General features: G+C 60.3%; 19 protein-coding genes and 1 pseudogene. 12 read left to right on the top strand and 8 right to left on the bottom strand.

What is annotated here, in order from left to right:
• The first annotated feature begins 9 nt into the window (after positions 1 to 9).
• Positions 10 to 681 carry a GNAT family N-acetyltransferase gene (locus AB4O11_RS08095; protein ID WP_460130431.1) on the top strand — a complete coding sequence of 224 codons (672 nt, stop codon included), beginning with the start codon at positions 10 to 12 and terminating at the stop codon, positions 679 to 681.
• Positions 682 to 781: 100 nt separating this feature from the next.
• On the opposite strand, the gene AB4O11_RS08100 is transcribed toward AB4O11_RS08095, so the two are convergent.
• On the bottom strand, positions 782 to 1681 hold the full coding sequence (locus AB4O11_RS08100) for a homocysteine S-methyltransferase family protein (RefSeq protein ID WP_460089317.1): 900 nt from the start codon (positions 1679 to 1681) through the stop codon (positions 782 to 784).
• Positions 1682 to 1794: 113 nt separating this feature from the next.
• On the opposite strand from AB4O11_RS08100, the gene AB4O11_RS08105 reads away from it, so the two are divergent.
• From AB4O11_RS08105 to AB4O11_RS08120, 4 genes are all read left to right on the top strand, one after another.
• Positions 1795 to 2616 carry an ABC transporter substrate-binding protein gene (locus AB4O11_RS08105; protein WP_099757552.1) on the top strand — a complete coding sequence of 274 codons (822 nt, stop codon included), beginning with the start codon at positions 1795 to 1797 and terminating at the stop codon, positions 2614 to 2616.
• Positions 2613 to 3452: an amino acid ABC transporter permease gene (locus AB4O11_RS08110; protein WP_460130432.1), complete on the top strand. Its 840-nt coding sequence runs from the start codon at positions 2613 to 2615 to the stop codon at positions 3450 to 3452. Before AB4O11_RS08105 ends, AB4O11_RS08110 begins: the two co-directional genes overlap by 4 nt.
• Before the next feature lie 81 nt (positions 3453 to 3533).
• Positions 3534 to 6491, top strand: a complete 2958-nt coding sequence (locus tag AB4O11_RS08115; protein ID WP_460130433.1) for an autotransporter outer membrane beta-barrel domain-containing protein — start codon at positions 3534 to 3536, stop codon at positions 6489 to 6491.
• 199 nt (positions 6492 to 6690) lie between these two features.
• Positions 6691 to 8868: an autotransporter domain-containing protein gene (locus AB4O11_RS08120; RefSeq protein WP_460130434.1), complete on the top strand. Its 2178-nt coding sequence runs from the start codon at positions 6691 to 6693 to the stop codon at positions 8866 to 8868.
• Positions 8869 to 9065: 197 nt separating this feature from the next.
• Here AB4O11_RS08120 and oadA read toward each other — a convergent pair.
• Positions 9066 to 10875: pseudogene (gene oadA / locus AB4O11_RS08125) on the bottom strand (sodium-extruding oxaloacetate decarboxylase subunit alpha).
• 11 nt (positions 10876 to 10886) lie between these two features.
• Positions 10887 to 12302, bottom strand: coding sequence for an acetyl-CoA carboxylase biotin carboxylase subunit (locus tag AB4O11_RS08130; protein WP_025112637.1), 1416 nt, complete (start codon positions 12300 to 12302; stop codon positions 10887 to 10889).
• A gap of 190 nt (positions 12303 to 12492) precedes the next feature.
• Between AB4O11_RS08130 and AB4O11_RS08135 the strand changes: the two genes are divergently transcribed.
• Positions 12493 to 13455: a LysR family transcriptional regulator gene (locus AB4O11_RS08135; RefSeq protein ID WP_093429604.1), complete on the top strand. Its 963-nt coding sequence runs from the start codon at positions 12493 to 12495 to the stop codon at positions 13453 to 13455.
• Here the strand turns inward: AB4O11_RS08135 and AB4O11_RS08140 are convergent.
• The 3 genes from AB4O11_RS08140 to AB4O11_RS08150 form a co-directional block, all read right to left on the bottom strand.
• A complete protein-coding gene (locus tag AB4O11_RS08140) occupies positions 13397 to 13600 on the bottom strand; it encodes a PA3496 family putative envelope integrity protein (protein WP_095188667.1) in 204 nt (67 codons plus the stop codon). The two genes, AB4O11_RS08135 and AB4O11_RS08140, sit on opposite strands and share 59 nt — an antisense overlap.
• A gap of 226 nt (positions 13601 to 13826) precedes the next feature.
• Positions 13827 to 14693, bottom strand: a complete 867-nt coding sequence (hexR, locus tag AB4O11_RS08145) for a transcriptional regulator HexR (protein ID WP_007962240.1) — start codon at positions 14691 to 14693, stop codon at positions 13827 to 13829.
• 127 nt (positions 14694 to 14820) lie between these two features.
• Positions 14821 to 17691, bottom strand: coding sequence for a putative bifunctional diguanylate cyclase/phosphodiesterase (locus AB4O11_RS08150; RefSeq protein WP_460130435.1), 2871 nt, complete (start codon positions 17689 to 17691; stop codon positions 14821 to 14823).
• 257 nt (positions 17692 to 17948) lie between these two features.
• On the opposite strand from AB4O11_RS08150, the gene uvrD reads away from it, so the two are divergent.
• The 4 genes from uvrD to AB4O11_RS08170 all read left to right on the top strand — a co-directional run bounded on the left by uvrD (position 17949) and on the right by AB4O11_RS08170 (position 22313).
• A complete protein-coding gene (gene uvrD / locus AB4O11_RS08155) occupies positions 17949 to 20132 on the top strand; it encodes a DNA helicase II (protein WP_007912069.1) in 2184 nt (727 codons plus the stop codon).
• Positions 20133 to 20273: 141 nt separating this feature from the next.
• Positions 20274 to 20714 carry an EamA family transporter gene (locus AB4O11_RS08160; protein ID WP_016984014.1) on the top strand — a complete coding sequence of 147 codons (441 nt, stop codon included), beginning with the start codon at positions 20274 to 20276 and terminating at the stop codon, positions 20712 to 20714.
• 177 nt (positions 20715 to 20891) lie between these two features.
• Entirely contained in the window at positions 20892 to 21767 is an 876-nt protein-coding gene (locus tag AB4O11_RS08165) for a Tim44 domain-containing protein (RefSeq protein WP_093429599.1), read from the top strand.
• Positions 21768 to 21905: 138 nt separating this feature from the next.
• A complete protein-coding gene (locus tag AB4O11_RS08170; RefSeq protein ID WP_003187120.1) occupies positions 21906 to 22313 on the top strand; it encodes an SMI1/KNR4 family protein in 408 nt (135 codons plus the stop codon).
• Positions 22314 to 22334: 21 nt separating this feature from the next.
• On the opposite strand, the gene AB4O11_RS08175 is transcribed toward AB4O11_RS08170, so the two are convergent.
• A complete protein-coding gene (locus AB4O11_RS08175) occupies positions 22335 to 24098 on the bottom strand; it encodes a cation:proton antiporter (RefSeq protein ID WP_093429598.1) in 1764 nt (587 codons plus the stop codon).
• Between the two features lie 279 nt (positions 24099 to 24377).
• Between AB4O11_RS08175 and AB4O11_RS08180 the strand changes: the two genes are divergently transcribed.
• Positions 24378 to 24860, top strand: coding sequence for an acyl-CoA thioesterase (locus AB4O11_RS08180; protein ID WP_003229693.1), 483 nt, complete (start codon positions 24378 to 24380; stop codon positions 24858 to 24860).
• 127 nt (positions 24861 to 24987) lie between these two features.
• Here the strand turns inward: AB4O11_RS08180 and pdxY are convergent, their stop codons facing one another.
• Positions 24988 to 25860: a pyridoxal kinase PdxY gene (gene pdxY, locus AB4O11_RS08185; protein ID WP_007912061.1), complete on the bottom strand. Its 873-nt coding sequence runs from the start codon at positions 25858 to 25860 to the stop codon at positions 24988 to 24990.
• Between the two features lie 117 nt (positions 25861 to 25977).
• On the opposite strand from pdxY, the gene AB4O11_RS08190 reads away from it, so the two are divergent.
• A complete protein-coding gene (locus tag AB4O11_RS08190; protein WP_427120260.1) occupies positions 25978 to 26391 on the top strand; it encodes a DUF3301 domain-containing protein in 414 nt (137 codons plus the stop codon).
• Positions 26392 to 26397: the final 6 nt, after the last annotated feature.

Consider the following 26397-nt stretch of genomic DNA (forward strand, 5'->3'; position numbering starts at 1 on the left):
GACGCACGCATGACCGCTTCACTCGCTGACTGGAAAGGCGTCGCCGCCCCCACCGCCACCTTGCTTGAAGGGCGTTTTATTCGTCTGGAAAGACTCGACCCGGCGCGCCACGGTGACCAGCTGTTCGCCGCACTCGAAGGCCCCGGTGCCGACCCGAAACTCTGGGATTATTTGCCCTACGGCCCGTTCCCGGAACGCAGCGTTTTCGACGCTTGGCTGAACAACCACGCGGCCGCCAGCGACCCGTATTTCTTCAGCGTCGTCGATCGCGCCAGCGGTCAGGTACAAGGCATCCTCAGCCTGATGTCGATTGTCCCGGCCCAGGGCCGTATCGAAATCGGCCACGTCACCTTCGGCGCGCCGATGCAGCGCTCGCCGAGAAGCACCGAAGCGGTGTACCTGTTGGCCAAATATTCCTTCGACCTCGGCTACCGCCGCCTCGAATGGAAATGCAACAACGGCAACGCCCGCTCGAAATACGCCGCCGAACGTCTGGGTTTCAGCTTCGAAGGCGTGTTCCGCCAGCACATGGTGGTCAAGGGCCAGAACCGCGACACTGCGTGGTACTCGATTCTGGATGGCGAGTGGCCGGCAATTGCGGCAGGTTTCGAGCGGTGGCTGTCGGATGAAAATCAGACGCCCAACGGGCAGGTGAAAGGTTTGGTCGAGTGCCGTTCCTGATTATCTGAAAAGCAAAAGATCGCAGCCTGCGGCAGCTCCTACACGGTGAATTTAAATCCCATGCAGGAGTGGCCGCAGGCTGCGATCTTTTGATCTGCGGTTACACCAGCTTTTGCGCCAGCACCGCAATGTGCTCCGGCCCGATCCCGCAGCAACCGCCCAAATGGCTCGCACCGCGCTGCTGCCAGTCAATCGCCCAGTGCAAGTAACCCGGCGGATCCAGGTCATCGCGCAGCGGATCAAGTCCGTCATTGGCCGTAGCTTCTTTTGGCTGCGGCGGAAACGCATTGGCATAGGCACCAAGGTGAATTTTCGCCCCCAGACGCTCGAAGGTGTCACGCGCGGCATCAATCGCGGCACCGATCACTTCCGGCTGACTGCAATTGAACAACAACGTCTCGACGCCCAACTCAGCCGCCACCGCAGCCGCCTCGGCGACTGGCTCACCCGAGCGCAGGCGCGGCACTTCATCGGTGTCTTCGTCCTTCAAGGTGAACGACAACCAGAACGGTTTGCCATCCTTCGGCAACCCGGCGTGAATGGCACGCGCCTCGATGATCGAGCTTTGGGTTTCCGCCAGCCACAGATCAACGTGCGGGGCCAGACCATTGACCAAGGGCGCCAGCAACTCGGTCACTCGTGCGGCCTCGAACAGATCCGGACGATAAGAACCGAACAGCGGCGGCAATGAGCCGGCCACCCGCACGGATTTCCCCGAGGCCTGCACCGCACGTCGCGCCAGCTCACCGGCCAACGCGGCCAGCGCCTGCCCTTCTGCGGCGAAACGCTCTTCGCCAATATGGAACGGCACCACGGCATAACTGTTGGTGGTAATCACATTGGCGCCACTGGCGATATAAGCGGCATGCACCCCCTCAACCGCTTGCGGCGCCTCGCTCAACGCCAGCGCCGACCACTCCGGCTGACGAAATGGCGCCCCGGCGCGCTGCAACTCACGGCCCATGCCGCCATCGAGAATAATCGTGCTTCCTGCGCCCATATGCTTTTCACTCATATGCTTATGAAAATAACTCACTATCAGAGTCGTTCTTATAACTATTTAATACGCACCATTCCGTTAAAAACAACCTCTTTTTTACCCAGGGATCGACTGTGAAATTTAAACCGCTACTGGCCCTGGGCCTGACGATTCTGGCCGCTTCCACTCAAGCCTTTGCTGGCGCCACGCTGGATCGTATCGAGCAGAAAAAAGAGCTGGTCGGTGTGCTGATGGAAAGCTATCCACCGTTCTCGTTTCTCAATGACCAGAATCAGCTTGATGGCTTCGATGTGGACGTCGCCAAGGCCGTGGCTGACAAGTTGGGCGTGAAGTTGCGACTGGAAACGCCGTCCTGGGACGTCATTGCCGCCGGCCGCTGGAGCGGGCGTTACGATATCTGCATCTGCTCGATGACACCGAGCAAGGCCCGCGCCGAAGTGTTCGATTTCCCGGTCGAGTACTACGCCTCGCCCGCAGTGATCGTAGTCAACGCCAAGGATGATCGGATTCACGCTGCCAAGGATCTGAGTGGCAAAAAAGTCGGCCTCACCAGCGCGTCCAGTTACGAAAGTTATCTGAACAAGAACCTGGTCATCGAAGGTGCCGAAGACAAGCAGTTGCAGTACCCGTTCGAAGATGTGCAGATCGCGCCGTACGACACCGACAACGTTGCCTTCCAGGATTTGGGCCTGGGCGCCGGCGTGCGTCTGGATGCAATCCTCACCAACCTCGTCACCGCGCAGCCACGCCTGAACGAAGACAAACGCTTCAAACTGGCCGGCGCGCCGCTGTATTCGGAACCGAACTCGGTGGCCATCGAAAAAGGTGACGCGCAATGGGATGCCAAAGTGCGCGAGGTGTTCGCGCAACTGAAACAGGACGGCACCCTGAGCAAGCTGTCGCAAAAATGGATCGGTGCTGATATCAGCCAATGACTTCTTTCCCGACACCGCCACAGCCACCACAACCGGTGGCTGAATCACGCATGCAACGCCTGTTCGGTTTTCGTACGCGGCTGTACCTGACATGGGCGGCGCTGTTCTGCCTGTTCGCCGGGTTCTTCCTGAGCTTCGACCTGAAGTTCTCGATCATCCTCGACAAACTGCCCAACCTGGTCGGTTTGCACCTGGCGCCCAACGGCTTTCTGCAAGGCGCGGCGCTGACGCTTTTCCTGTGTATGTGCTCGATTGTCGCCTCGTCCCTGCTGGGCTTCATCACGGCATTGGCGCGCCTGTCGAAAAGCGCCGTGGCGTTCGGTATCGCCAGCTTCTACACCTCGTTCTTTCGCGGCACGCCACTGCTCATTCAGATCCTGTTGATCTACCTCGGCTTGCCACAACTGGGCATCGTGCCTGGCGCCATTGTCGCGGGCATCATTGCCCTGTCGTTGAACTACGGCGCCTATCTCAGCGAAATCTTCCGCGCCGGCATCCTCGGGGTCGACCACGGCCAGCGTGAAGCTTCGCTGGCATTGGGGATGCGCGAGACGGTGATTTTCTGGCGCATCACCCTGCCGCAAGCCATGCGCACGATCATCCCGCCCACCACCAACCAGTTCATCTCGATGCTCAAGGACTCGTCGCTGATCTCGGTGATGGGGGTCTGGGAAGTGATGTTTCTCGCCCAGTCATACGGGCGCTCAAGCTACCGCTATATCGAAATGCTGACGACGGCGGCGATCATTTACTGGCTGATGTCGATTGGCCTGGAGTTGATTCAGGCACGCATGGAGCGGCATTACGGCAAGGCTTACGTGCGTCGCGATCAGTGACTCATCACCTCAAAGACATCATTCTGTAAAAACCCTTCGCTATACAGGACGGCCCGCTTATAACAAAAAGGCCGTCCGACCATGCCGTTCCCGCCCCAGCGTCTGTCTCTCGCCATTGCCCTGTTGATCACCGCCACGGCAGCCCACGGCAAAACCGTGCAGATCGACACCGCCACCACGGCAGCGCAAACGCTGGGAGGCAGCGATACGCTGACGATTTCCGCACCGGGCAGCATCACCAACAGCGGCAAGGCCGTGAGCCTGAAAGACAAGACCAGTGGTGCGGGTGTGGTGATCGATAACGCCGGCAAAATCGTGTCCAGCGGTGGCCGGGCCATCGACAGCAGCGGCGACCTGACCCAGGCGCGCAACTACACGATCTACAACCGCAGCGGCGGGCAGATTCTCGGCGCCAACGACGCCTTGCGCATCGACAGCAACTTCGTCAGCGGCAGCCTGTTGATCGACAACAGCGGCGTGATTCGCTCAACCACGGGCCAAGGTCTGGATCTGGATGCGCTGCGCAGCGACGGGGTGAAAACCACCATCATCAACCGTGCCGGCGGGCTGATTCGCGGCGACGCAAGCGACGGCATGAAGACCGGGGCCAACGCGACCATTACCAACTACGGCGAGATTTCCACCGGCGATTCGCACAATGCCGACGAGAAATTCGACGGCATCGATATCGACTCGGCGAGTGGCGTCAGCGTGACCAACTACGGGGTGATTTCCGGCGGCCGGCACGGCATCACCACCGACCTCGGCGCGACGCTGATCAACTACGGGCAGATCACCGGCCGCAATGGTTCCGGGTTCGGTTCCGACGGCGATGGCACGGTGATTAACCACGGCACCATCACTGGCGCTTACTCAGGCTTGCAAGCGAACGGTGACGGCGATGGCGTGGACATCGACAAGATCGCCCACATCGAAAACTACGGGACCATTCAGGGCGTCGGTGCAGGTGGTGTCGACAAGGGCGGTTTCGCCAACGGCAGCGAAGGTATTGCCCTCGGTGGTGGCTACATACTCAACGCCAGCAACGCGTTGATCAGCGGTGCCGACAGCGCCATCCTGGTGGACGATGGCAGCGGCGGTTTGGGGCTGGCGGCGACCACCCTGGAAAACTTCGGCACCATCCAAGGCCTCAACGGTTTTGGCGTGAAGTTCGTCGGTGAGTTCGCCGACAACGTCATCAACGGCGGCACGATCAGCGGCAGCAATGGCCTGGCGCTGGATCTGGGCAGCGGCAACGACAGCCTGACCTTGCGCAATGGCAGTCGCTTTGTCGGCGTGGTGGATGGCGGCAGCGGTTACGACCGCGTGGTGATGGAGGACGCGGCCGGTGGCAGCTTCGGCGCCAGTCGCAACTTCGAATGGCTGGAGGTCAAGCAAGGCGCGTGGACGCTGTCCGGCAGTGGCGATTTCAGCGACGGCGGCGCGGTGCGCAACGGCGCCACCCTGATCAACCAAGGCAGCATCACTGGCAACCTGACCGTCGACGCTGGCGGTGTGTATGCCGGTGGCGGTTCGGTGGGCAATCTCAACGTCAACGGCACGCTACGCACGGACACCGGACTCGGCCGCGCCACCATCGTTCACGACTTGAACATGGGCAGCGCCGGCACCCTCGCCTACGGCGTCAATGCCGACGGCAGCAGCGCGCCGGTACAGGTCGGCGGCATCGCCAACCTCAACGGTGCAACGCTCGCCGTCAATCCCGGCAGCGGCACCTATCCCTGGCAGAGCCACTACACCGTACTGCAAGCGGCGCAGGTCAACGGCACCTTCGGCAAGGTCAGCAGCGACTACGCATTCCTGACGCCGACTCTCGCCTACACACCCACGCAAGTCGATCTGACCTACACCCGCAATGATGTGGCGTTCAATGAGTTCGCCACGACTGGCAACGGCACAAACGCCGCCAACAGCCTCGCCTCAATCGGCAAAGGCAACGCCTTGTACAACGCCTTGCTCAATACCAGCCAAAGCAGCGCCGGCGCGGCGATCGAGCAACTGGCCGGTGCCAGCAATGCCAACCTGACCAGCGCCACCCTCGGCGCCAGCAGTCAGGTCGGCAGCAGCATGCTCTCGGCGATGCAGCAAATGGGCGCCAGCCCGGGACTGATGGTCGGTCTCGATCAGCGCGACACCCCCGTGCTGGCAGCCAATGGCGTGCCGTCCGAAGCACGCAACCTGAATGACCCGAACGCTCGCGGGCGGCTCTGGCTGCAAGGCATCGGCGGCTACGGCAAGCTCGATGGCGAACATGGCAGCAGTGGTCTGGAACAACGCACCAAGGGCAGCGTGCTGGGTGCCGACTGGTCGCTGAATGCAGCATGGCGGCTGGGCGTACTCGGTGGCTATTCGAAAACCGATCTGGACGCGACCGGCGTCGACGGCAACGTCGAGAGCTGGCACGCCGGCGTCTACGCGCTGCACCAGAACGGCCCGATCGCTTTGCGCCTCGGCGCGGCGTACAGCGGCCATCAGGGCGAAAGCAAACGCACCATCGCCTTCAATGGTTTCAGCGACCGCCCGAAAGGCGACTACGACGCCGATAGCCAGCAAGCCTTCGCCGAACTCGGCTATGCCATGGGCAGCGGCCGCCTCAGCGCCGAACCATTCGCCAGCCTCGGTTATCAGCGCTACCACCGCGACAGCTATAAGGAAAAAGGTGGCGCCGCCGCACTGCAAGTCGACAGCCAGACCCAGGACAACTTCAGCAGCACCTTCGGCCTGCGCCTAGCGCACCTGAGCAGCCTGGACAACGGCATGAGCGTGACCCCGCGCATGGCCGCTGGCTGGAAACACACCTATGGCGATGTCAGCAGCTCGACTCGTCAGGCGTTTGTGACTGGCGGCACGGCGTTCAGTGTCGATGGCAGCTCGCTGGATCGCGACAGCCTGGTGCTGGAGGCCGGTCTGGATGTGGGGATCTCGGCGCGGCACACGCTGGGTGTGGGATACAGCGGTGAGATCGGCAGCAACAGCCGCAATCACGGTTTGATCGGGCAGTGGCAGATGAGCTTTTGAGGGTTGAACAGCCGGCGGGGTCTTGAATGGTTGTAGGAAAAGGGAACGCTGCAACCGAGTAAAAATCCTGGTTGCGGATCTCGCGGTCATTTTCTACAAAACGATGCGATGTCGCCTGCAAGCCTGCGGGAAGCAGCCGACATCGGATTTTTTGGGGCATCAATAGAGTTGGGTCTCCTGCTAACCGAGGCTCGACTCAATGACCATTCGACACACGTTCAAACCAAAACATCTGGCTTTGGCCATTTCGCTGGCGCTGGGTTGCGTAGCGGTTGCCAACGCTCAGCAACCCTCTGAAGTCGCTGATTCAACCGCAGTAGCGGATGTCACTGAATTGTCCGAAACCAGCCCTAAAAAAATGGCGCTTGAACGACTGAAGGGATTTCTCACCGACCCAAGTACGGTGCCCATCGCTTTTAAAACCCCTAAAGAAACGTTTAAAGGTACCGCTGTAAACGATCTGATCACGCTCACGGACGGCGCAAGCTTTACCGGCCTGCTGGATGGTGGCGGGGGAGATAACGTCCTGTTCCTGGATGCAGCGGCAGGCGGCGAGCTGAAAGACACACGTAATTTCAACGGCCTGTTCCTCAGCCGGGGCGATTGGGCGCTGAGTTCCAAGGGAGACTTCAAGGAGGGCGTGCTGGTCAACAGCGGTACCACGTTGACCAACCTGGGGAGCATTAAGGGCGACGTGTATGTCGAGAGCGGTGGCAGCTTTGCCGGTAAAGGTGTGGTGGGAAGCCTGGAGGTCGCCGGCCTGCTCACCGTCAATGAGGTGCTAGGCAGCCCGCGCGTGAAAGGCGACTTGCGCTTGTCCCCGACCGCCGAACTGGCTTACGAGGTCACCCCCGGTGGCAGTCAAACGATCAAGGTTGATGGCACCGCCAAGCTGGAAGGCGCCACCCTGAAAGTCGTTGCAGGTCCGGGAGAATATCCGCAAAGCAGACAGTACAAAATCCTCGAAGCGGGCAAGGTAGAAGGCGAATTCGGTACGGTCGTTAGCGACCTCGCCTTCATGACAGCCACTGCGCAATACAACAAAAAGTCCGTCGGGCTGACTTACGCCCGTAACGGTAAGCCGCTTTCGAGCGCTGCCACGACAGCCAACACTCGTGCCGCTGCCGAGGCCATTGTCGATCCAACAGCACCTCCGCCATCAGTGACAACAACGCCATTGACGGCGTCTGCACCAGCTCCAATTTCTGTTCCTGTCCCGACTTCAGCGCCGACTCCCACTGCAGAGTCCGTCCCATCGCCAATGCCGGACGAACCTCTTACTGCGCAAGTTAACGAGACCGCCGAACCGCCCGCACCTGCGCCTATAAAACCTGCAAACGCAGCAGTCGCCGCGCTTCTGACCAGCGACAAAACCACCGCACCGGTCGCCCTCGAACAACTCGCCGCCGGCAGCAATGCAAACCTCGCCAAAGCCACGCTGAGCAGCATCACTCCCGTAAGCGCGAGCATGCTTTCGGCCATGCAGCAACTGAACAGCCGTTACGGTTCTGCCTACAGTTCCGGCAACTCGCCGCGTCAGGCCGCCGGCGCTGCCGATTCCGGGCGCGTGTGGATTCAGGCGCTTGGCCATGGTGGCAAAGTCGACCGCAACTTCGACAGCACCCTCAAACACGCTACCCAAGGCCTGGTCATGGGCGCCGACTGGCGGCTCAACGAGCAATGGCATGTCGGCCTGGTCGGCGGTAAATCGCAGACCAGACTCGATGCCCGGCAATACGATGGCGACCTCGACAGCTGGCACCTCGGTGCCTACGCCGCACGTCAGGACGGCCCCTTCTCGCTGCGTCTCGGGGCGACCTACGCCAGTCATGACGGCGCCAGTAAACGTCGCGTGGCCTTCAACGGCTTCAGCGATCGCCTCAAGGGCAACTATGACGCCAACACCCAACAAGCCTTTGCCGAACTGGCGGTCAACATCGGCCGGCACAACGCGACGCTCGAACCGTTCGCCAGCGTCGGCTATCAGCGCTATCAACGCGACAGCTACCGCGAAAACGGCGGGGATGCGGCGCTGAAAGTCTTCGGACAAACCCGCGACAACCTCAGCAGTACCTTTGGCCTGCGCACGGCGAAAATCAATCGGCTGGACAACGGCATGACGCTGACACCGCGATTCAGTGCCGGCTGGAAACACACCTTTGGCGAGATCGAAAGCGACACCCGCCAGCAACTGGTCAAGGGTGGCAAACGCTTTGAAATTGCCGGTGCCGCGCTGGATCGCAACAGCCTGTCGGTGGATGCCGGCCTCGATCTCGGGCTGTCTGCCAATCACACGGTCGGTGTGGGTCTCACGGGTGAAATGGCCACTGACAGCCGCACTCATGGCGTAATGGGCCAATGGCGCATGGCGTTCTGACGGATTGAACATCGTCACTGTGGGAGCGAGCCTGCTCGCGAATGCGATCGGTCAGTTGAATAAATATCGACTGACACTCCTCTTCGCGAGCAGGCTCGCTCCCACATAGGCCTCATGTGATGCAGACAAATTCCGGATGAAAAAAAGGGGAGCACATGCCCCCCCGAGGTTTAAAACGTTGGATCGCGGCCGTTATCTCAGCCTTCGATCTCGATCAGAATTTCACCCGGATTGACCCGATCACCCTTGGCCACATGAATGGCGGTTACCTTGCCGGCAATCGCTGCCTGGACTTCGGTTTCCATCTTCATCGCTTCGGTGATCAGCACAGCCTGGCCGGCCTTGACGGTATCGCCCTCCTTGACCAGCACATCAACGATGTTGCCCGGCATGGTGGTGCTGACGTGGCCCGGTGCAGAGGCTTGCTTACGCTTGCTGCTGCCACCGCCGACGAATTCGTTGAGCGGTTCGAACACCACTTCTTCCGGCATGCCGTCGATGGACAGGTAGAAGTGACGCTTGCCTTCAGCTTTGACGCCGACACCGGTGATGTCGACGCGGTAAGTTTCGCCGTGAACGTCGATGACGAACTCGGTCGGCACGCCTTCGCCGCCCGCCTTGGTCACACCGCCCGCTTCCGGAATCGGCAGCAGTACTTCAGGGGTCAGGGTGCCGGCAGCACGCTCTTCGAGGAACTTGCGGCCGATGTCCGGGAACATCGCAAAGGTCAGCACGTCTTCTTCGGACTTGGCCAAGGCGCCGATATCAGCACGCAACTTGGTCATTTCCGGCTTGAGCAGATCGGCCGGACGCACGTCGATGACTTCTTCGCTGCCGATCGCCTGGCGACGCAGCTTCTCGTTGACCACGCCCGGCGCCTTGCCGTAACCGCCCTGCAGGTACAGCTTCACTTCGTTGGTGATGGTCTTGTAGCGCTCGCCGGCCAGCACGTTGAAGAACGCCTGGGTGCCGACGATTTGCGAAGTCGGGGTCACCAGTGGCGGGAAGCCGAGGTCCTCACGCACGCGTGGGATTTCCGCCAGCACTTCGGCCATGCGGTTAAGGGCGCCCTGCTCTTTCAACTGGTTGGCGAGGTTGGAGATCATCCCGCCCGGCACCTGGTTGACTTGCACGCGGGTGTCGACGGCGGTGAACTCGCTTTCGAACTGGTGGTACTTCTTGCGTACGGCGTAGAAGTACAGACCGATCTCTTGCAGCAGTTCGAGGTTCAGACCGGTGTCGTACTCGGTGCCCTTGAGTGCTGCAACCATCGACTCGGTGCACTGGGTGGCTGGTGCCCGAAGCGAAGCTGGAGATCGCGGTGTCGATATGATCGGCGCCGTTTTCGATCGCCTTGAGCTGGCACATGGTCGCCAGACCGGCCGTGTCGTGGGAGTGGATGAACACCGGCAGCGATTGCTCGGCTTTCAACGCGCGAACCAGTTCGCCAGTGGCGTACGGAGTCAGCAGGCCGGCCATGTCCTTGATCGCCACCGAGTCGCAACCCATGGCTTCCATCTGCTTGGCCTGCGTGACGAACGCATCGATGGTGTGCACCGGGCTGGTGGTGTAAGCGATGGTGCCTTGCGCATGTTTGCCGGCAGCCTTCACCGCCTCGATCGCCACGCGCAGGTTACGCACGTCGTTCATCGCATCGAAGATGCGGAACACGTCGATGCCGTTGACCGCAGCTTTGGCGACGAAGGCTTTGACCACGTCGTCGCTGTAGTGGCGGTAGCCCAGCAGGTTCTGCCCGCGCAGAAGCATTTGCAGGCGCGTGTTAGGCAGCGCCGCGCGCAGTTGGCGCAGACGCTCCCACGGGTCTTCTTTCAGGAAGCGTACGCAGGCGTCGAACGTCGCGCCGCCCCAGCACTCCAGCGACCAGTAGCCGACTTTGTCGAGCTTGTCGCAGATCGGCAGCATATCTTCGGTGCGCATGCGGGTGGCGAGCAGCGATTGGTGAGCGTCGCGCAGGATGGTATCGGTGACAAAGATCTTCTTGGACATTGTTGTATTCCTCACAGGCCTGCGTGGGCGGCGATGGCGGCGGCGATGGCCAGGGCCAGCTCTTCGGGTTTGCGCTTGATCGAGTAGTTGGTCAGTTCAGGGTGGCTTTCAACGAAGCTGGTATTGAACTGGCCGCTACGGAATTCCGGGTTGCGCAGGATTTCCTGGTAGTACGCGGCGGTGGTCTTCACACCTTGCAGACGCATGTCGTCGAGGGCGCGCAGGCCACGGTCCATCGCCTCTTCCCAGGTCAGCGCCCAGACCACAAGCTTCAGGCACATCGAATCGTAGAACGGCGGAATGGTGTAGCCGGTATAGATCGCTGTGTCGGTGCGCACACCCGGTCCGCCGGGGGCGTAATAACGGGTGATCTTGCCGAAGCTCGGCAGAAAGTTGTTCTTCGGGTCTTCGGCGTTGATGCGGAACTGCAACGCGAAACCCCGGTGCTGAATGTCTTCCTGCTTCACCGACAACGGCAGGCCGGAGGCGATGCGAATCTGTTCGCGGACGATGTCGATCCCGGTGATTTCTTCGGTGATGGTGTGCTCCACCTGCACCCGGGTATTCATCTCCATGAAGTACACCTCGCCCTCGGCGAGCAGGAACTCCACGGTACCGGCGTTCTCGTAACCGACAGCCTTGGCCGCACGCACCGACAGGTCGCCGATGTAGGCGCGCTGTTCCGGGGTCAGTTGCGGACTCGGGGCGATTTCGATGAGTTTCTGGTTGCGGCGCTGGATCGAGCAATCACGCTCGAACAGGTGCACGACATTGCCGAAGCTGTCGCCGAGAATCTGCGCTTCGATGTGCTTGGGGTTAACGATGCATTTTTCCAGAAACACTTCGGCCGAACCGAAGGCCTTGGTCGCTTCGGAAATCACCCGAGGGAAATTCTGTTCGAGTTCTTCGCGGCTGTTGCAGCGACGGATACCGCGACCGCCACCACCGGAAGTGGCTTTGAGCATCACCGGGTAACCGATGCGGTCGCCCTCGGCCAAGGCTTCTTCGATGTCGGCGACGTTACCTTCGGTGCCCGGCGTCACCGGTACACCGGCCTTGATCATGCTGCGCCGGGCTTCGGTCTTGTCGCCCATGCGGCGAATGACTTCCGCCGACGGGCCAATGAATTTGATGCCGCGCTCGGCGCAGATGTCTGCCAGCTCGGCATTTTCCGAAAGGAAACCGTAACCGGGGTGCAACGCATCGCAGCCGGTTTCAACCGCCAGGTTCACCAGCTTGCGCGGGTTCAGGTAACCCGCCAGTGGCTCGGCACCGATGCTGTGGGCCTCGTCCGCGCGTTTCACATGCAGCGCATGGCGGTCGGCGTCGGAAAAAATCGCAACCGAGCGAATGCCCATTTCGGCGCAGGCTCGCACGATTCGTACGGCAATCTCACCACGGTTGGCGATCAGGATCTTTGTTATCACTTGGAGGTTCCCTTGAGCCGGTGGCACCACGACCTGCTAGACCCAGGTCGACGCGTGACCAAATGTTTCAATTCAGTCGCAGGTCCACACTAGCGCTCATGAGGGATTAACAAAAATGAATAAAAATTGGGTTAGCCATAAGCAAAGACTTATAGTTGAACGATCAGCCTGCCATCAGAGCCTATAAGAAATGCGTAAGTCATTGATGCGTATGACATTGCGTCAGTTGCAAATCTTCAATGAAGTGTGTGATTTACGCTCTTACAGCCGCGCAGCCGAGGAAATGTCGCTCACACAACCGGCCGTCAGCCTACAGATTCGTCAGCTCGAAGAGCTGATCGGGCAGCCATTATTCGATTACGTCGGCAAAAAACTCTACATGACCGAGGCCGCCGAAGCACTTCAGCGCGCCAGCCGGGACATCTTCGGGCGTCTGGAAAACCTCGATATGCAGCTGTCCGACATGCAGGGTTCGCTGCAGGGCCAATTGAAGCTGGCGGTGGAATCCAGCGCCAAATACTTCGTGCCGCACCTGTTCGCCGCGTTCAAGCGTCAGCACCCGGAAGTGAATCTGCAACTGACCGTGGTCAACCGTGGCCAGGTGATTCGCAGGCTGTCCGACAACCGCGACGATCTGGTGATCATGTCGATGGTGCCGCAGGACATGGGTCTGGAATTCCTGCCGTTCCTCAACAACCCGATTGTTGCCGTGGCGCGCCCGGATCACCCGCTGGCACACATGGGTCCGCTGCGGTTACAGGATCTGGAACCCTACACGCTGCTGATCCGCGAGCCCGGCTCGGGCACACGATTGGCCTGCGAAGAGTACTTCAAAGAGAAACGCGTGCACTTCACCCAGACTCAGGAAGTGGCCTCGGCCGAAGCTCAGCGTGAATGTGTGCAGGCGGGTCTGGGCCTGGCGCTGTTGACGCGCCACGCCCTGAACCTGGAGCTGGCGACCGGCGGCCTCGTCGAGTTGCCGGTCGAGGAATTGCCGCTATTCCGTAGCTGGTGTCTGGTGCAAGCCAAGGCCAAACGCTTGTCACCGGTGGCACACGCCTTCCTGGCGTTTATCCGCAGCGAACGGGTGCAGATCAGCGCGCTGGTTGAGCGCTTCGACGGGAAGCTGCGGGTGCTGCCTGCCAATGGTTGATCTCGGGAAAATCGCCGATTTCGGCTTGTAGCTGGCGAAGTTCGAAGCGATCTTCGATAGCGCGGCGAAACTCCATGCGGCGCTGGTCTTCCTGCTGACGACGGGTTTTCGCGGCGCTGTTGCGTTCTTCGTAGGGCTGAGCCATTTCGAGTCTCCCAAGGCGATTACGGGAGTTTCACCATAGGCGGGAGGGATGACGGTTTGGCTGCGTGTGGATGACAGTGCGATGAAACTTGCGCAGGGTTGTGGTGTTTTTGAGGACACCTTCGCGAGCAGGCTCGCTCCCACATCTGATCTCGGTATGACACAGAATCTGTGTTCACAGGAAATCCCCTGTGGGAGCGAGCCTGCTCGCGATTACTTAGATAACTTCAGTCATCCAGCGCTTTCACGGCTTTCGGCGACAAGCGCAAGCTGCGCAGACTGCGCTTCACGCTCTTCAGGTGATTGACCAGACTCGGCCCACGCGCCATCGCCACGCCCATCGCCAGCACGTCAATCACTACCAGGTGAGCAATACGCGAAGTCAGCGGCGTATAGATTTCGGTGTCTTCGTGCACATCGATTGCCAGATTGACGGTCGACAGTTCGGCCAACGGCGTCTGGCTAGGGCACAGAGTAATCAGCGAAGCGCCGCTCTCACGCACCAGATTGGCGGTAATCAGCAGGTCCTTGGAACGCCCCGACTGGGAAATGCAGATCGCCACATCGGTCGGTTTCAACGTCACCGCCGACATCGCCTGCATATGCGGATCGGAATACGCCGCCGCCGTCAGCAGCAAACGGAAGAACTTGTGCTGCGCATCCGCCGCCACCGCGCCCGACGCGCCGAAGCCGTAGAACTCGACGCGCTGCGCCTGCGACATCAACGTCACCGCACGCTGCAGCTCAACCGGATCGAGCTTCTCGCGAACCTCCATCAAGGTGTGCAACGTGGTGTCGAAAATCTTCAGGCTGTAATCGGCAACCGAGTCGTCTTCATGGATTGCGAACTGGCCGAAGCTGGCACCGGCGGCCAGGCTTTGCGCCAGTTTGAGCTTGAGATCCTGGAAACCGGAGCAACCAATGGCGCGACAGAAGCGCACGATGGTCGGCTCGCTGATGCCAACGCTGTGGGCCAGGTCGGCCATGGAACTGTGCATCACCGCCGCAGGGTCAAGCAGCACGTGGTCGGCGACCTTGAGCTCCGACTTGCGTAACAGGTGACGTGACTGGGCGATGTGTTGCAGCAGATTCAAGGGGCTGGACTCTTCTTATGGGCAAGGATGTAGCACGCTTGTAGTTATACTACATGAATTGGCTTTTTGCCTGCTCAATGCGTAACTCCATGTCCCCATATCAGGCGCGATGGGGTGTATGTAGCCCTTAAAACGGTTTTTCCTGTTCGCGCAAAAGCCCGGCGAGGCCGCTCGCCTCCACCGGCCGGCTGATCAGGTAACCCTGCACTTCATCGCAACGCTCGGCGCGTAAAAATTCCAGCTGCTCCTGGCGCTCGACACCTTCGGCGACCACTTTCAGTGACAGCCCATGGGCCATGGCAATGATCGCGCGAGTGATCGCCGCATCTTCACTGCCCTCCCCCAAACCGCGAATGAATGCCTGATCGATCTTCACGTAATCCACCGGAATGCGCTTGAGGTAACTCAGCGACGAATACCCGGTGCCAAAATCATCGATGGCCAGTTTCACCCCCAGATCGCGCAGTTGCTGGAAGGTCGCGATGATGTGCTCGACGCTGTCGAGCAACTGGCTTTCGGTCAGTTCCAGTTCGAGGTAGTGCGGCGCCAGTCCGGTTTCCTCCAGCACCTGCCGCACCAGACTGACCAGTTTGCCCTGACGCAGTTGATGCACCGACAGGTTCACCGAAACACGAATCGGCTCCAGCCCCTGACGCTGCCATTCGCAGGCCTGCCAGCACGCCTGACGCAGGACGAATTCGCCGATCGGCCCGATCAGACCGGTTTCCTCGGCCAGCCCGATGAAGTCCCCCGGCGGCACCTGGCCCATGGTTGGATGATCCCAGCGCACCAGTGCCTCTGCCGCATTCAAACGCCCGGTTTGCAGGCACAGCTTCGGTTGATAGAACACTTTCAGCTGCTTGTCTTCGATGGCCTTGCGCAGATGGTTTTCCAGCTGCAAGCGCTCAAGGGTGCTGGCCTGCAGGCTGTCGGTGTAGAACTGGAAGTTGTTCCCGCCCAGATGCTTGGCATGTTGCATGGCCATGTTCGACTGGCTGACCAGTGCGGAGATTTCCCGAGCGTTGTCCGGCAGCATGCTGATGCCCATCGAGGCGCTGACCACCAGCTCATGCCCTTCGACCGTCAGTGGCAGGCGCAACTTGCTCGACAGGCGCGTGGCGACCCGGGCCAGACTTGAGAGATTGCCGTAGGCATCGAACAGTACGGCGAACTCGTCACCGGACAAGCGGGCGATGGTATCCGCTTCCGGTAAGGCGTTGACCAGCCGGCGCGCCATTTTCTGCAGTAACTGGTCAGCAATCTCATGGCCGAGACTGTCGTTGAGCAATTTGAAGCGATCCAGATTGATGTGCAGCAACGCCAGGCTGCGCCGGCCCTGACGCGAACGTTGATGCGCTTCATGCAAGCGCTCGCGGAACAGCGAGCGGTTGGCCAACCCGGTGAGCTCGTCGTAATGGGTCAGATAGCGCATGCGCTCTTCGGATTCGCGGCGTGCTGACAGATCGGCGAAGAAGCCGACGATATGGCTGACATTTCCCCGACCATCACGCACTGCATTCAGTTGCAGCCACTGCGGATACAGCTCGCCATTCTTGCGCGTCTCCACCAGTTCGCCCTGCCAACTGCCGTGCTGCTCCAAGGCATGACGTATCGCCACGTAATGACGGCGGGCGTCGCGGCTGCACGGCAGCTCGACGACGTTGCGCCCGAGCATGTCCTCGATGTCGTAACCGGTAACCCGGCTGAACGCCTGATTGATCGCGATCAGCGCATAGTTCGGGTCGAGAATCACGATGCCTTCACTGGCCGCTTCGAATACGGTCGCCGCCAGGCGCTGCTGCTCTTCGAGGCTTTTGCTGGCGCTGATGTCGCGGCGGGTGCCGACCATGCGGATCACCCGGCCGCTGTCGCTGCGCTCTACGGCGCGGCCTCGGTCTTCGATCCACACCCAATGGCCATCGCCGTGACGTACGCGGTATTCGATCTGATAGTCCTCGGTGCGCCCCTTCAAGTGCTCGATCAACGCGTATTTCAGCGTCGGCACATCGTCTGGATGCAGACGTGGCTTGAGGTCGCGCAAAAGTGCCGTGACGTATTCCGGAGCGAGGCCGAACAGTTCCTGAATCTGCGTGTGGTGGACCTCATCGGTTTGCAGGTTCCAGTCCCACAGCCCCAGCTCACTGGCCTTCAGCGCCAGCGCCAGCCGCGCTTCGCTTTTGCTCAGGGCCTGATTGGCCGCGTCCAGTTCAAGGCTGCGCTGGGCAACGCGGTCTTCGAGTTCGACCTGCGCTTCACGCAACTTGCCCTCGGCGCAGCGGCGCTGATCGATTTCTTTGGCCAGTTCCTGATTGAGCTGTTCGCTGCGCGCCTGCGTCTGTTGCAGGTGTTCGATCAAGCGCTGATTCTGGAAGCGCCGCAGCAAGCCCCGATCAATCAGCCGATTGACTTGCCACGCGACCACGCTCAGCGAGCCGAGCAGGATCAGACCGAGCCAGCCCCAACCGCGCGCCTGCTCGTCACCGCCCCAGAACAGATAACCGATCGCCGGCAACAGGCAGGGCAAGGTAAATGACAGAAACGCTGGCAGGCTCACCGCGTAGGCGACGCTGGCCGAGAGGGTTGCGGCGCCGATCAGGCCGAACACCCAGGCCTGTTGTATGAAGTTGTCGGCGGGCACCAGGGCGATGCCGGCACCGGCCAGGGTCAGACCGGTCATGGTCGAGCCGAGCAGAAACATCCGCCGCCAGATCGGTTGCGCCTGACGATCAGGGATCGCCGAATCGAACGCCGCCACCTGAATCACCCGCAATGCCACCAGCGACAGCAACCACACCAGCCAGACGCTGACCACGAAATAGCGCTGCGGGCTCCAGAGCAAAGCGGCGCAGACCAGACCATTGATCAACATGAACAGCGTGGGCAACAACGAGCCCTGATACAGCAGACGCGTGCGCTCGACCGCCATCTCGACGGCATAGTGCTTGCGGATAACCCGGGGATCCACGGAGGGGCCCGACAGTTCGGAGCTGAGGGTCATGGGCAACGTTCTTGTTCTTATAAGGAGGGCGTGCGCCCGAAACGTGGACGGAGCATACACAAGCCGATCCCGTTGCCAAACTGCTCCACATCATAATTTCAGCGAAACTTTTCCGTCCTTTGCCACCGGCCAAACCCTTGGAGCGCGGCGGGCCGATGCCTGTAGCCAGTGACCGACCGGTCGTCATCGACGGGAGTTTCATCGGCTAATGCAAAGCTCGGTTTGCCCGGGCCTGCGGCGCACCCTAGAATGCCCCGATGCGCGATGATCTCTCCCTTCTGCTGAACTCCCTCAACGATGCCCAACGCCAGGCCGTAGCAGCCCCCGTTGGCCGTCAGTTGGTCCTGGCCGGTGCTGGCTCCGGTAAAACCCGAGTGCTGGTGCACCGTATCGCCTGGTTGATCCAGGTAGAAAACGCCTCGCCCCACTCCATTCTGTCGGTGACCTTCACCAACAAGGCCGCTGCGGAGATGCGTCACCGCATCGAGCAGTTGCTGGGGATCAACCCGGCCGGCATGTGGGTCGGCACCTTCCACGGCCTGGCGCACCGCTTGCTGCGGGCGCACTGGCAGGAAGCAGGCCTGAGCCAGACTTTCCAGATTCTCGACAGCGATGACCAGCAACGGCTGGTCAAACGGGTGATCCGCGAACTCGGCCTCGACGAGCAACGCTGGCCGGCGCGTCAGGCGCAGTGGTTCATCAATGGCCAGAAAGACGAAGGCCTGCGTCCGCAACACATTCAGGCCAGCGGCGATTTGTACCTGGCGACCATGCGCGGCATCTATGAGGCCTATGAGGCGGCGTGTCAGCGTGCCGGCGTCATCGATTTCTCCGAACTGCTGCTGCGTGCCCTCGACCTGTGGCGCGATCACCCGGGCCTGTTGGCGCATTATCAAAAGCGCTTTCGGCACATTCTGGTGGACGAGTTCCAGGATACCAACGCCGTGCAGTACGCCTGGTTGCGCCTGCTTGGCAAAGGCGGCGACAGCCTGATGGTGGTCGGCGACGACGACCAGTCGATCTACGGCTGGCGCGGCGCGAAAATCGAGAACATTCATCAGTATTCTTCCGACTTCGCGGATTCGGTGACCATTCGTCTGGAGCAGAACTACCGCTCCACCGCCGGCATCCTCAAGGCCGCCAACGCCTTGATCGCCAACAATACCGGGCGTCTGGGCAAAGAGCTGTGGACTGACGGCGGCGACGGCGAAGCGATCAATCTGTACGCCGCGTTCAATGAACACGACGAAGCACGCTACGTTGTCGAAACCATCGAAAGCGCGCTGAAAACCGGCTTGGCCCGCAGCGATATCGCGATTCTGTACCGCTCCAACGCCCAATCGCGCGTTCTCGAAGAAGCCTTGCTGCGTGAGCGCATTCCCTACCGCATTTATGGTGGCCAGCGCTTCTTCGAACGTGCCGAAATCAAGAACGCCATGGCCTACCTGCGTTTGCTCGAAGGTCGCGGCAACGATGCGGCGCTGGAACGGGTGATCAACGTGCCGGCCCGAGGCATTGGCGAAAAAACCGTCGAAGCCATCCGCGATCACGCACGCCACAGCGATGTGTCGATGTGGGAAGCGATGCGTCAACTGGTCGCCAACAAAGGCCTGACCGGTCGAGCAGCCGGTGCGCTGGGTGCGTTTATCGAGTTGATCGAAAATCTCGCTGCCAAGTGCATGGAGATGCCGCTGCACTTGATGACCCAGACCGTCATTGAGCAATCGGGGCTGATCGCCTATCACGAAGCGGAAAAAGGCGAGAAAGGCCAGGCCCGGGTAGAAAACCTTGAGGAACTGGTCAGCGCCGCGCGCAACTTCGAGAACACCGAAGAGGATGAAGAACTGACGCCGCTGGCGGCGTTCCTCGGCCATGCTTCGCTGGAAGCCGGGGACACTCAGGCTGACGAACACGAAGACAGCATTCAGCTGATGACCCTGCACAGCGCCAAAGGCCTGGAATTCCCTTACGTGTTCCTCGTGGGCATGGAAGAAGGCCTGTTCCCGCACAAGATGAGCCTGGAAGAACCGGGGCGTCTCGAAGAAGAGCGGCGTCTGGCTTACGTGGGCATTACCCGGGCAATGCAGAATCTGGTGATGACCTATGCTGAAACCCGACGCCTGTACGGCAGCGAGACCTACAACAAGGTTTCGCGCTTCGTGCGCGAAGTACCGAAAGGCCTGATTCAGGAAGTGCGCTTGTCGAACAGCGTCAGCCGACCCTTCGGCGGCAATCAGTCGATGAGCGGAAGCAATCTGTTCAGCGGCAGCGAGATTCCGGAAACGGGTTTCAGCCTCGGTCAGGCGGTACGCCATTCGATCTTTGGTGACGGCGTGATCCTCAACTTCGAAGGCGCCGGCGCCCAGGCACGGGTGCAGGTGAATTTCAGCGAAGGCAGCAAATGGCTGATGCTCGGTTACGCCAAGCTGGAAGCGATCTGACGCCGATTTCGCTTTTCTGTGGGAGCGAGCCTGCTCGCGAATGAAATCACCGCGGTTGATCTGATAAACCGTGGTGCGGCATTCGCGAGCAAGCTCGCTCCCACAGGATCTGGGTCGGCAGGTTGATCAAAGGAAATTTCCATGGGCTCAGGCTTCTTTTCTTCTTGGACATTCTGGGCCCTGCTCTCGGCGACTTTCGCCGCATTGACGGCGATCTTCGCCAAAGTCGGCATCGAAAACGTCAATTCCGACTTCGCCACCCTGCTGCGCACCATCGTGGTACTCGTCAGCCTGGCCTTGATTTTGTACGCGACGGGCCAATATCAATCTTTGGGATCGATCTCTGCGAAGAGTTATCTGTTCCTGCTGCTGTCTGGCCTGGGAACCGGTGCGTCGTGGCTGTGCTATTTCCGCGCGCTGAAAGTCGGTCCGGCCTCGCTGGTCGCGCCAGTGGACAAACTCAGCGTGGTGCTGGTGGCAGTGCTCGGCGTGATCCTGCTGGGCGAGAAACTCGACCTGCGTCAATGGGGCGGCATCGGCCTGATCACCGCAGGTGTGGTGATGCTCGCTTTTCGTCGCTAAACGAGCTTTCTCACTGAACCTGTCCCGATTTCCTACAACCAAAAGTACATGGCCTTATTGTCCCGACCGAGCTGAACGTAACCTGTCAGGCAAAAGCCCGAAACACTCTCTCGCTAGCCAGTAACACTTCAGCTGTGCAACATGGCGCGCGTGTCTCCACAAACGGGAATTCCCTTTATGAAACGTTTTCTTAGCATCGCCATGGCGTTGTGCATCGGCCTGACGATGAGCCTCGACGCCAACGCCAAGCGCTTTGGTGGTGGCAAAAGCGCCGGCGCTGCGCCGACGCACCAGACCAGCCAGATGGCTCCTTCTTCTCCAGGTGTCGGCGGCGCTGCGGCGACCGCAGGTGCTGCCGGTGCCGCAGGCGCTGCCGCCAAGGCCGGCGGTGCTTCGAAATGGCTCGGCCCTCTGGCCGGTATCGCCGCCGGTGGCCTGCTCGCGTCCATGTTCATGGGCGGCGGCTTCCAGGGCATGCAGATCTTCGACATCCTGATCATGGCCGTGATCGCGTTCGTGATCTTCCGCTTCATCGCCGCGCGTCGACGCAAGCAGCAGGAGCAGTTCGCTCCGGCCGGCGCGCCGATGCAGCGTGAAGTGTTCGAGCAGAAGCCTGCCGCCATGGGTTCGATCTTCGGTGGTTCGGCCGCACCCGCCGCCGCTCGTCCTGTGATCAACGCGCCAGCCTGGTTCAATGAGCATAACTTCCTTGAAGCTGCCCGCAGCCACTTCCAGGCGCTGCAGCAGCACTGGGACGCCAACGAGATGGACAAGATCGCCGAGTTCGTGACCCCGCAAATGCTCGAGTTCCTCAAGCGTGAGCGTGCGGATCTGGGCGATGCGTTCCAGTCGACCTACATCGACAACCTCCAGGTTCAACTGGATGGTGTGGATGACCGCGCCGACAAGACCATCGCCACCCTGACCTTCAGCGGTGTGTCGAAGACCTCGCGTTTCGACCAGGGCGAAGTGTTCAGCGAAAGCTGGAACATGGAACGTCCGCAGGGCGAAAACCAGCCTTGGCTGGTTGCCGGTATCCGCCAGAACGGCTGATCCCTTCCAGGCGTCACTTGCCGTAATAAAAAACCCCAGCCTCGGCTGGGGTTTTCTATTTCGCGGTTGCATCTATAGCGAGCTACTGTATAAACCGGCCCATATAAACCGCGCCATTCAAGCAAGAGGATCCCGGACGTGGAAGAAATCATCGAACAACTGCGTGAAGCCAACGAACCCGTGCCGGTTCCATTGGAGTTGCCTGACGAAGATCTGCTGGTCGAAATCGAAGAACAGCTGTTCATCGACATTCCGTTTGTCTTCAGAGAGTTTTTGCTGACCGTCAGCGATGTGGTGTATGGCAGCCTCGAACCGGTGACTGTCACCGACCCACAATCCCACACCTACTTGCCGGATGTTGCCGCCAACGCCTGGGATGCCGGTGTTGATCGCAGCCTGATTCCAATCTGTCAGGACGGCGATGACTACTACTGTGTCGAAGAGGATGGCACGGTGGTGTTGTGGCAGGCCGAAGAAGAGTTGATTGCCGAGGAAACCTGGGAATCGGTATGGCACTGGGCGCGGGACGTCTGGCTGGAAAGCTGATCGGCCAGCCGCCCCGTATGATCAATGCCCCGACGACTCCTTATGGTTGTCGAGGGTTTCCAGCAGCGCCACTTGCATCCGCGTGTGCACGCGGATGAACCAGCGCCAGAGCAGCGCCGCCACGGCCGCCGCCACCACAGCGATCAGTACCAGCAACTTGTTGGTCGGCAAGATACTGGCCGACAAGGCTGCCAGCAGCAGGAAAATCACCAGCAGCGAGAGAATCGGGATCACTTCGGAGATCACCCGGCGCACTCGCTGTGTATGACGCCCGGCCATCTCGGGCTTCACACCCATCTCCGCCAGCAGCATCGACAACGCCTTGAGCTTGCGATAAGCGGCGATCAGGAACGGCAACGACACCAACAATGCCCCGCCCCAGATCAACGCCTTCTGCCAGCTCGGGTCGCTGATCCAGTCTTGCAGCCACAGCGAGATGCGTTCAGCGAAATACGCGCCGGCGAAGAAGATCGCAATCACCAGCGCCAGGTTGACGCCGACTTGCAGCAAGATCTTGCGAATGATTGACGCCAGCATCGCACCCTCGCCTTGCGGCTGAATGCTGCGCAGCCATTCGCCATACATGCCCAGCACGCGGCCGAGAGGCTTGGGCACAGCCGCGGACAACTTGATCGACAGCGGATCAGCCGCGCGGATCAGATACGGCGTCAGCAAAGTGGTAATCACCGACACCGCCACGGCGACCGGGTAGAGGAAGTTACTGGTCACCTGCAACGTCATCCCGAGAGCGGCGATGATGAAGGAAAATTCACCAATCTGTGACAGCCCCATCCCCACGCGCAGTGAGGTACGTCCGTCATTGCCGGCGATAAACGCTCCGAGACCGCAGGACAACATCTTGCCGAGTACAACGGCTACGGTGATCACCGCAATCGGCCACGCGTATTCGAGCAGAATCATCGGATCGAGCATCAGCCCGATAGCGACAAAGAAGATCGCGCTGAACAGGTCGCGAACCGGCTCGATCAGACGCTCGATTTTTAGCAGTTGTCGCGACTCGGCCATGATCGCGCCGATCAGGAACGCACCGAGTACCATGCTGTATTCGAGTTTGACCACCAGCAGGCAGAAGCCGAAACACAGGCCGAGCACGGTGATCAGCAGCATCTCGTTGCTTTCGAATTTGGCCACATAGGCCAGCAATCGCGGCACCAGCAGAATGCCGATGACCAGCGCGACGATCATGAACAGCGACAGTTTGCCAACCGTGGAAAACACTTCTCCGGAACTGACCGTGCCGCTGACGGCGATGCTTGAAAGCAGTGCGATGATGCCGATGCCGAGGATGTCTTCGACGATCAGCACGCCGAAGATCAACTGCGCAAAGCGCTCGTTTTTCATCTTCAGATCATTGAGGGCCTTGACGATGATGGTGGTCGAGGAGATTGCCAGAATCGCGCCGAGGAACAGCGAGTCCATGGTGTTCCAGTCGAACCAGCGGCCGATTTCATAGCCGATCCAGATCATCAGGACGATCTCGAGGAACGCCGCAATAAACGCCGTGGCGCCGACCTTGAACAGCTTGCGCAGGCTGAACTCCAGGCCGAGGCAGAACATCAGGAAAATCACCCCCAGCTCGGCGAGGGTCTTGATGGTGTCTTCGTCGTGGATCAGGCCGAACGGCGGGGTGTGCGGGCCGATGATGAAGCCGGCGACGATATAGCCGAGCACCACCGGCTGTTTGAAGCGATGAAACAATACGGTCACCACGCCCGCGACCAACATGATCACTGCCAGATCCTGAATAAAGCTGATGGCATGCATGGTGTGGGCTCCTTGAATGACGAGGCCCGCCAGCAGACGTCAGAAAGGTCTGGGCGAGCGTAGTAAAAGTCCGCTTTTCCTGTGGGAATTGCCTTTGTAAGGGGCTTTTGCAGGTTAACACCGCGACTTGCGGCTGGAAGGCGGTGCAATATATGGAAACAGATCGATTCCGGCGTGACGGCGGCCAGTCGCCCGGCGTCCCGATAACGGTGCTTTTGAAAAGCGACCAGGCACCCGCAGAGGTGCTTCCAGCAATCAGCCTTGATCCGTGAGAACGTTATGGAACCCGGAAACGCCCAGCTGTCGATGACGGTACTGATGACCCCCGACATGGCCAACTTCTCTGGCAATGTCCACGGTGGCACCCTGCTCAAATACCTCGACGAAGTGGCCTACGCCTGCGCGAGCCGTTATGCCGGTCGCTACGTGGTGACGCTGTCGGTGGATCAGGTGATTTTTCGCGAGCCGATCCATGTCGGCGAACTGGTGACCTTCCTCGCGTCGGTCAACTACACCGGCAACACCTCAATGGAAGTCGGTATCAAAGTCGTTACCGAGAACATCCGCGAGCGCTCGGTGCGCCACACCAACAGCTGCTTCTTCACCATGGTCGCGGTGGATGACCAGCGTAAGCCGGCCGCCGTGCCGCCGCTGCAACCGCAGAACAGTGAAGACAAACGTCGTTACATGCAGGCGCAGCAGCGTCGGCAGATTCGTCAGGAGCTGGAAAAGCGCTATCAGGAGATCAAGGGCGACGCCTGATCAGTCTTTGAACTGATGCTGTCTGAGCTATAGCCTTCGCGAGCAAGCTCGCTCCCACACTGGACCTGTGGCGTACACAAAACCAAATGTGGGAGCGAGCTTGCTCGCGAATGGGGGCAGCGCGGTCTTACAGACTGATCGCCGTCGCCTCGAACTTCACCCGCGGATGCGCAATCCGGTCCTGCGCCCGCACCAGTTGTAGCTCATAACTGGCGCATGCCTGCGTTTCCAGCAGCACCTCATGCACCGCCGCCGCGGTGAATTCGAACGCCGCCACCAGACTGTCACCCAGCAGCACCCGCGCCAGGAACAGGCCGGATGTCAGATCGCCCACACCCACTGGCTGACGCGGGAACGCCAGCAACGGACGGCGCAGATGCCAGCTGCCTTCAGCCGTCACCAGTAGCATTTCAAAGCCATCGGCCGGTTTGCCCGGATAATCCAGATGCTTGACCAGTACTGCTTTCGGCCCGCGCGCCAGCAAGGCCCGCGCCATTGCCAGGCAATCGAACAGCGACTGCGGCTTGCGCCCGGAGAAGCTGTCCAGCTCCAACTGGTTTGGACACATGATGTCCGCTACGGCCGCCGCCTCTTCCAGCAGGAAATCACTGACCTCGGTCGGCACGCTGCAGCCCTTCTCCGGATGGCCCATCACCGGATCGCACAGATACAGCGCCTTCGGATTGACCGATTTGATGCGCTCGACGCCGCTGAGAATCGCCCGGCCCTGCGCCGCGCTGCCGAGGTAACCGGACAGCACCGCATCGCAATTGCCCAGCTCGCCAATCGCAGCAATCCCTTCGACCAGCTCGGGAATCTGTTGCGGTGCCAGCACTTCGCCAGCCCACTGACCGTACTGGGTGTGGTTGGAAAACTGCACGGTGTTGAGCGGCCAGACATTAACCCCGACCCGCTGCATCGGAAAAACCGCGGCGCTGTTGCCGGCGTGGCCGAACACCACATGGGACTGAATGGCGAGCAGATGAGGCGTACGTTTCATTCGGGTCATTCCGTAAAACGATTGAAATTCAAGCCGCGCAGTATGCGACGAAACGCAGCCTGTACGACAGACCAGCGACGCAGTTAAGCTGACGCTATCTTTTGGAGTTCGATGTTGATGCTGACCCTGGAAAACATCTTCGTGCTGATACTGTTCGCCGCTGCCGGCGCGTGGTTATGGCACAACCACGGCTTGCGCGAGCGCGCGCTGGAGCGGGTCAAACAGCATTGCCTGAACGTACGGGTCGAGTTGCTCGACGGCAACGTTGCCCTGAAGAGGATCGGTTTCATCAAGGACGCCAACGGTCGCCGACGACTGGCGCGGGTGTACAACTTTGAATTCACCGTGACCGGCGAAACCCGGCATAACGGCACCATCACCCAGTTTGGCGCGCACAGTGCGCAGATCGAACTGGCGCCCTACCCGGCACCGTTCGACGACACGCCGCCAGTAGTGGAAGTGCACAAGCCGCGGGCGGAAGTGATCGAGTTGAGCCAGTGGCGGCAAGAACATACGAAGTGGAAACCGTAAAAATCG

Source organism: Pseudomonas sp. H1_D05 (assembly GCF_054682705.1).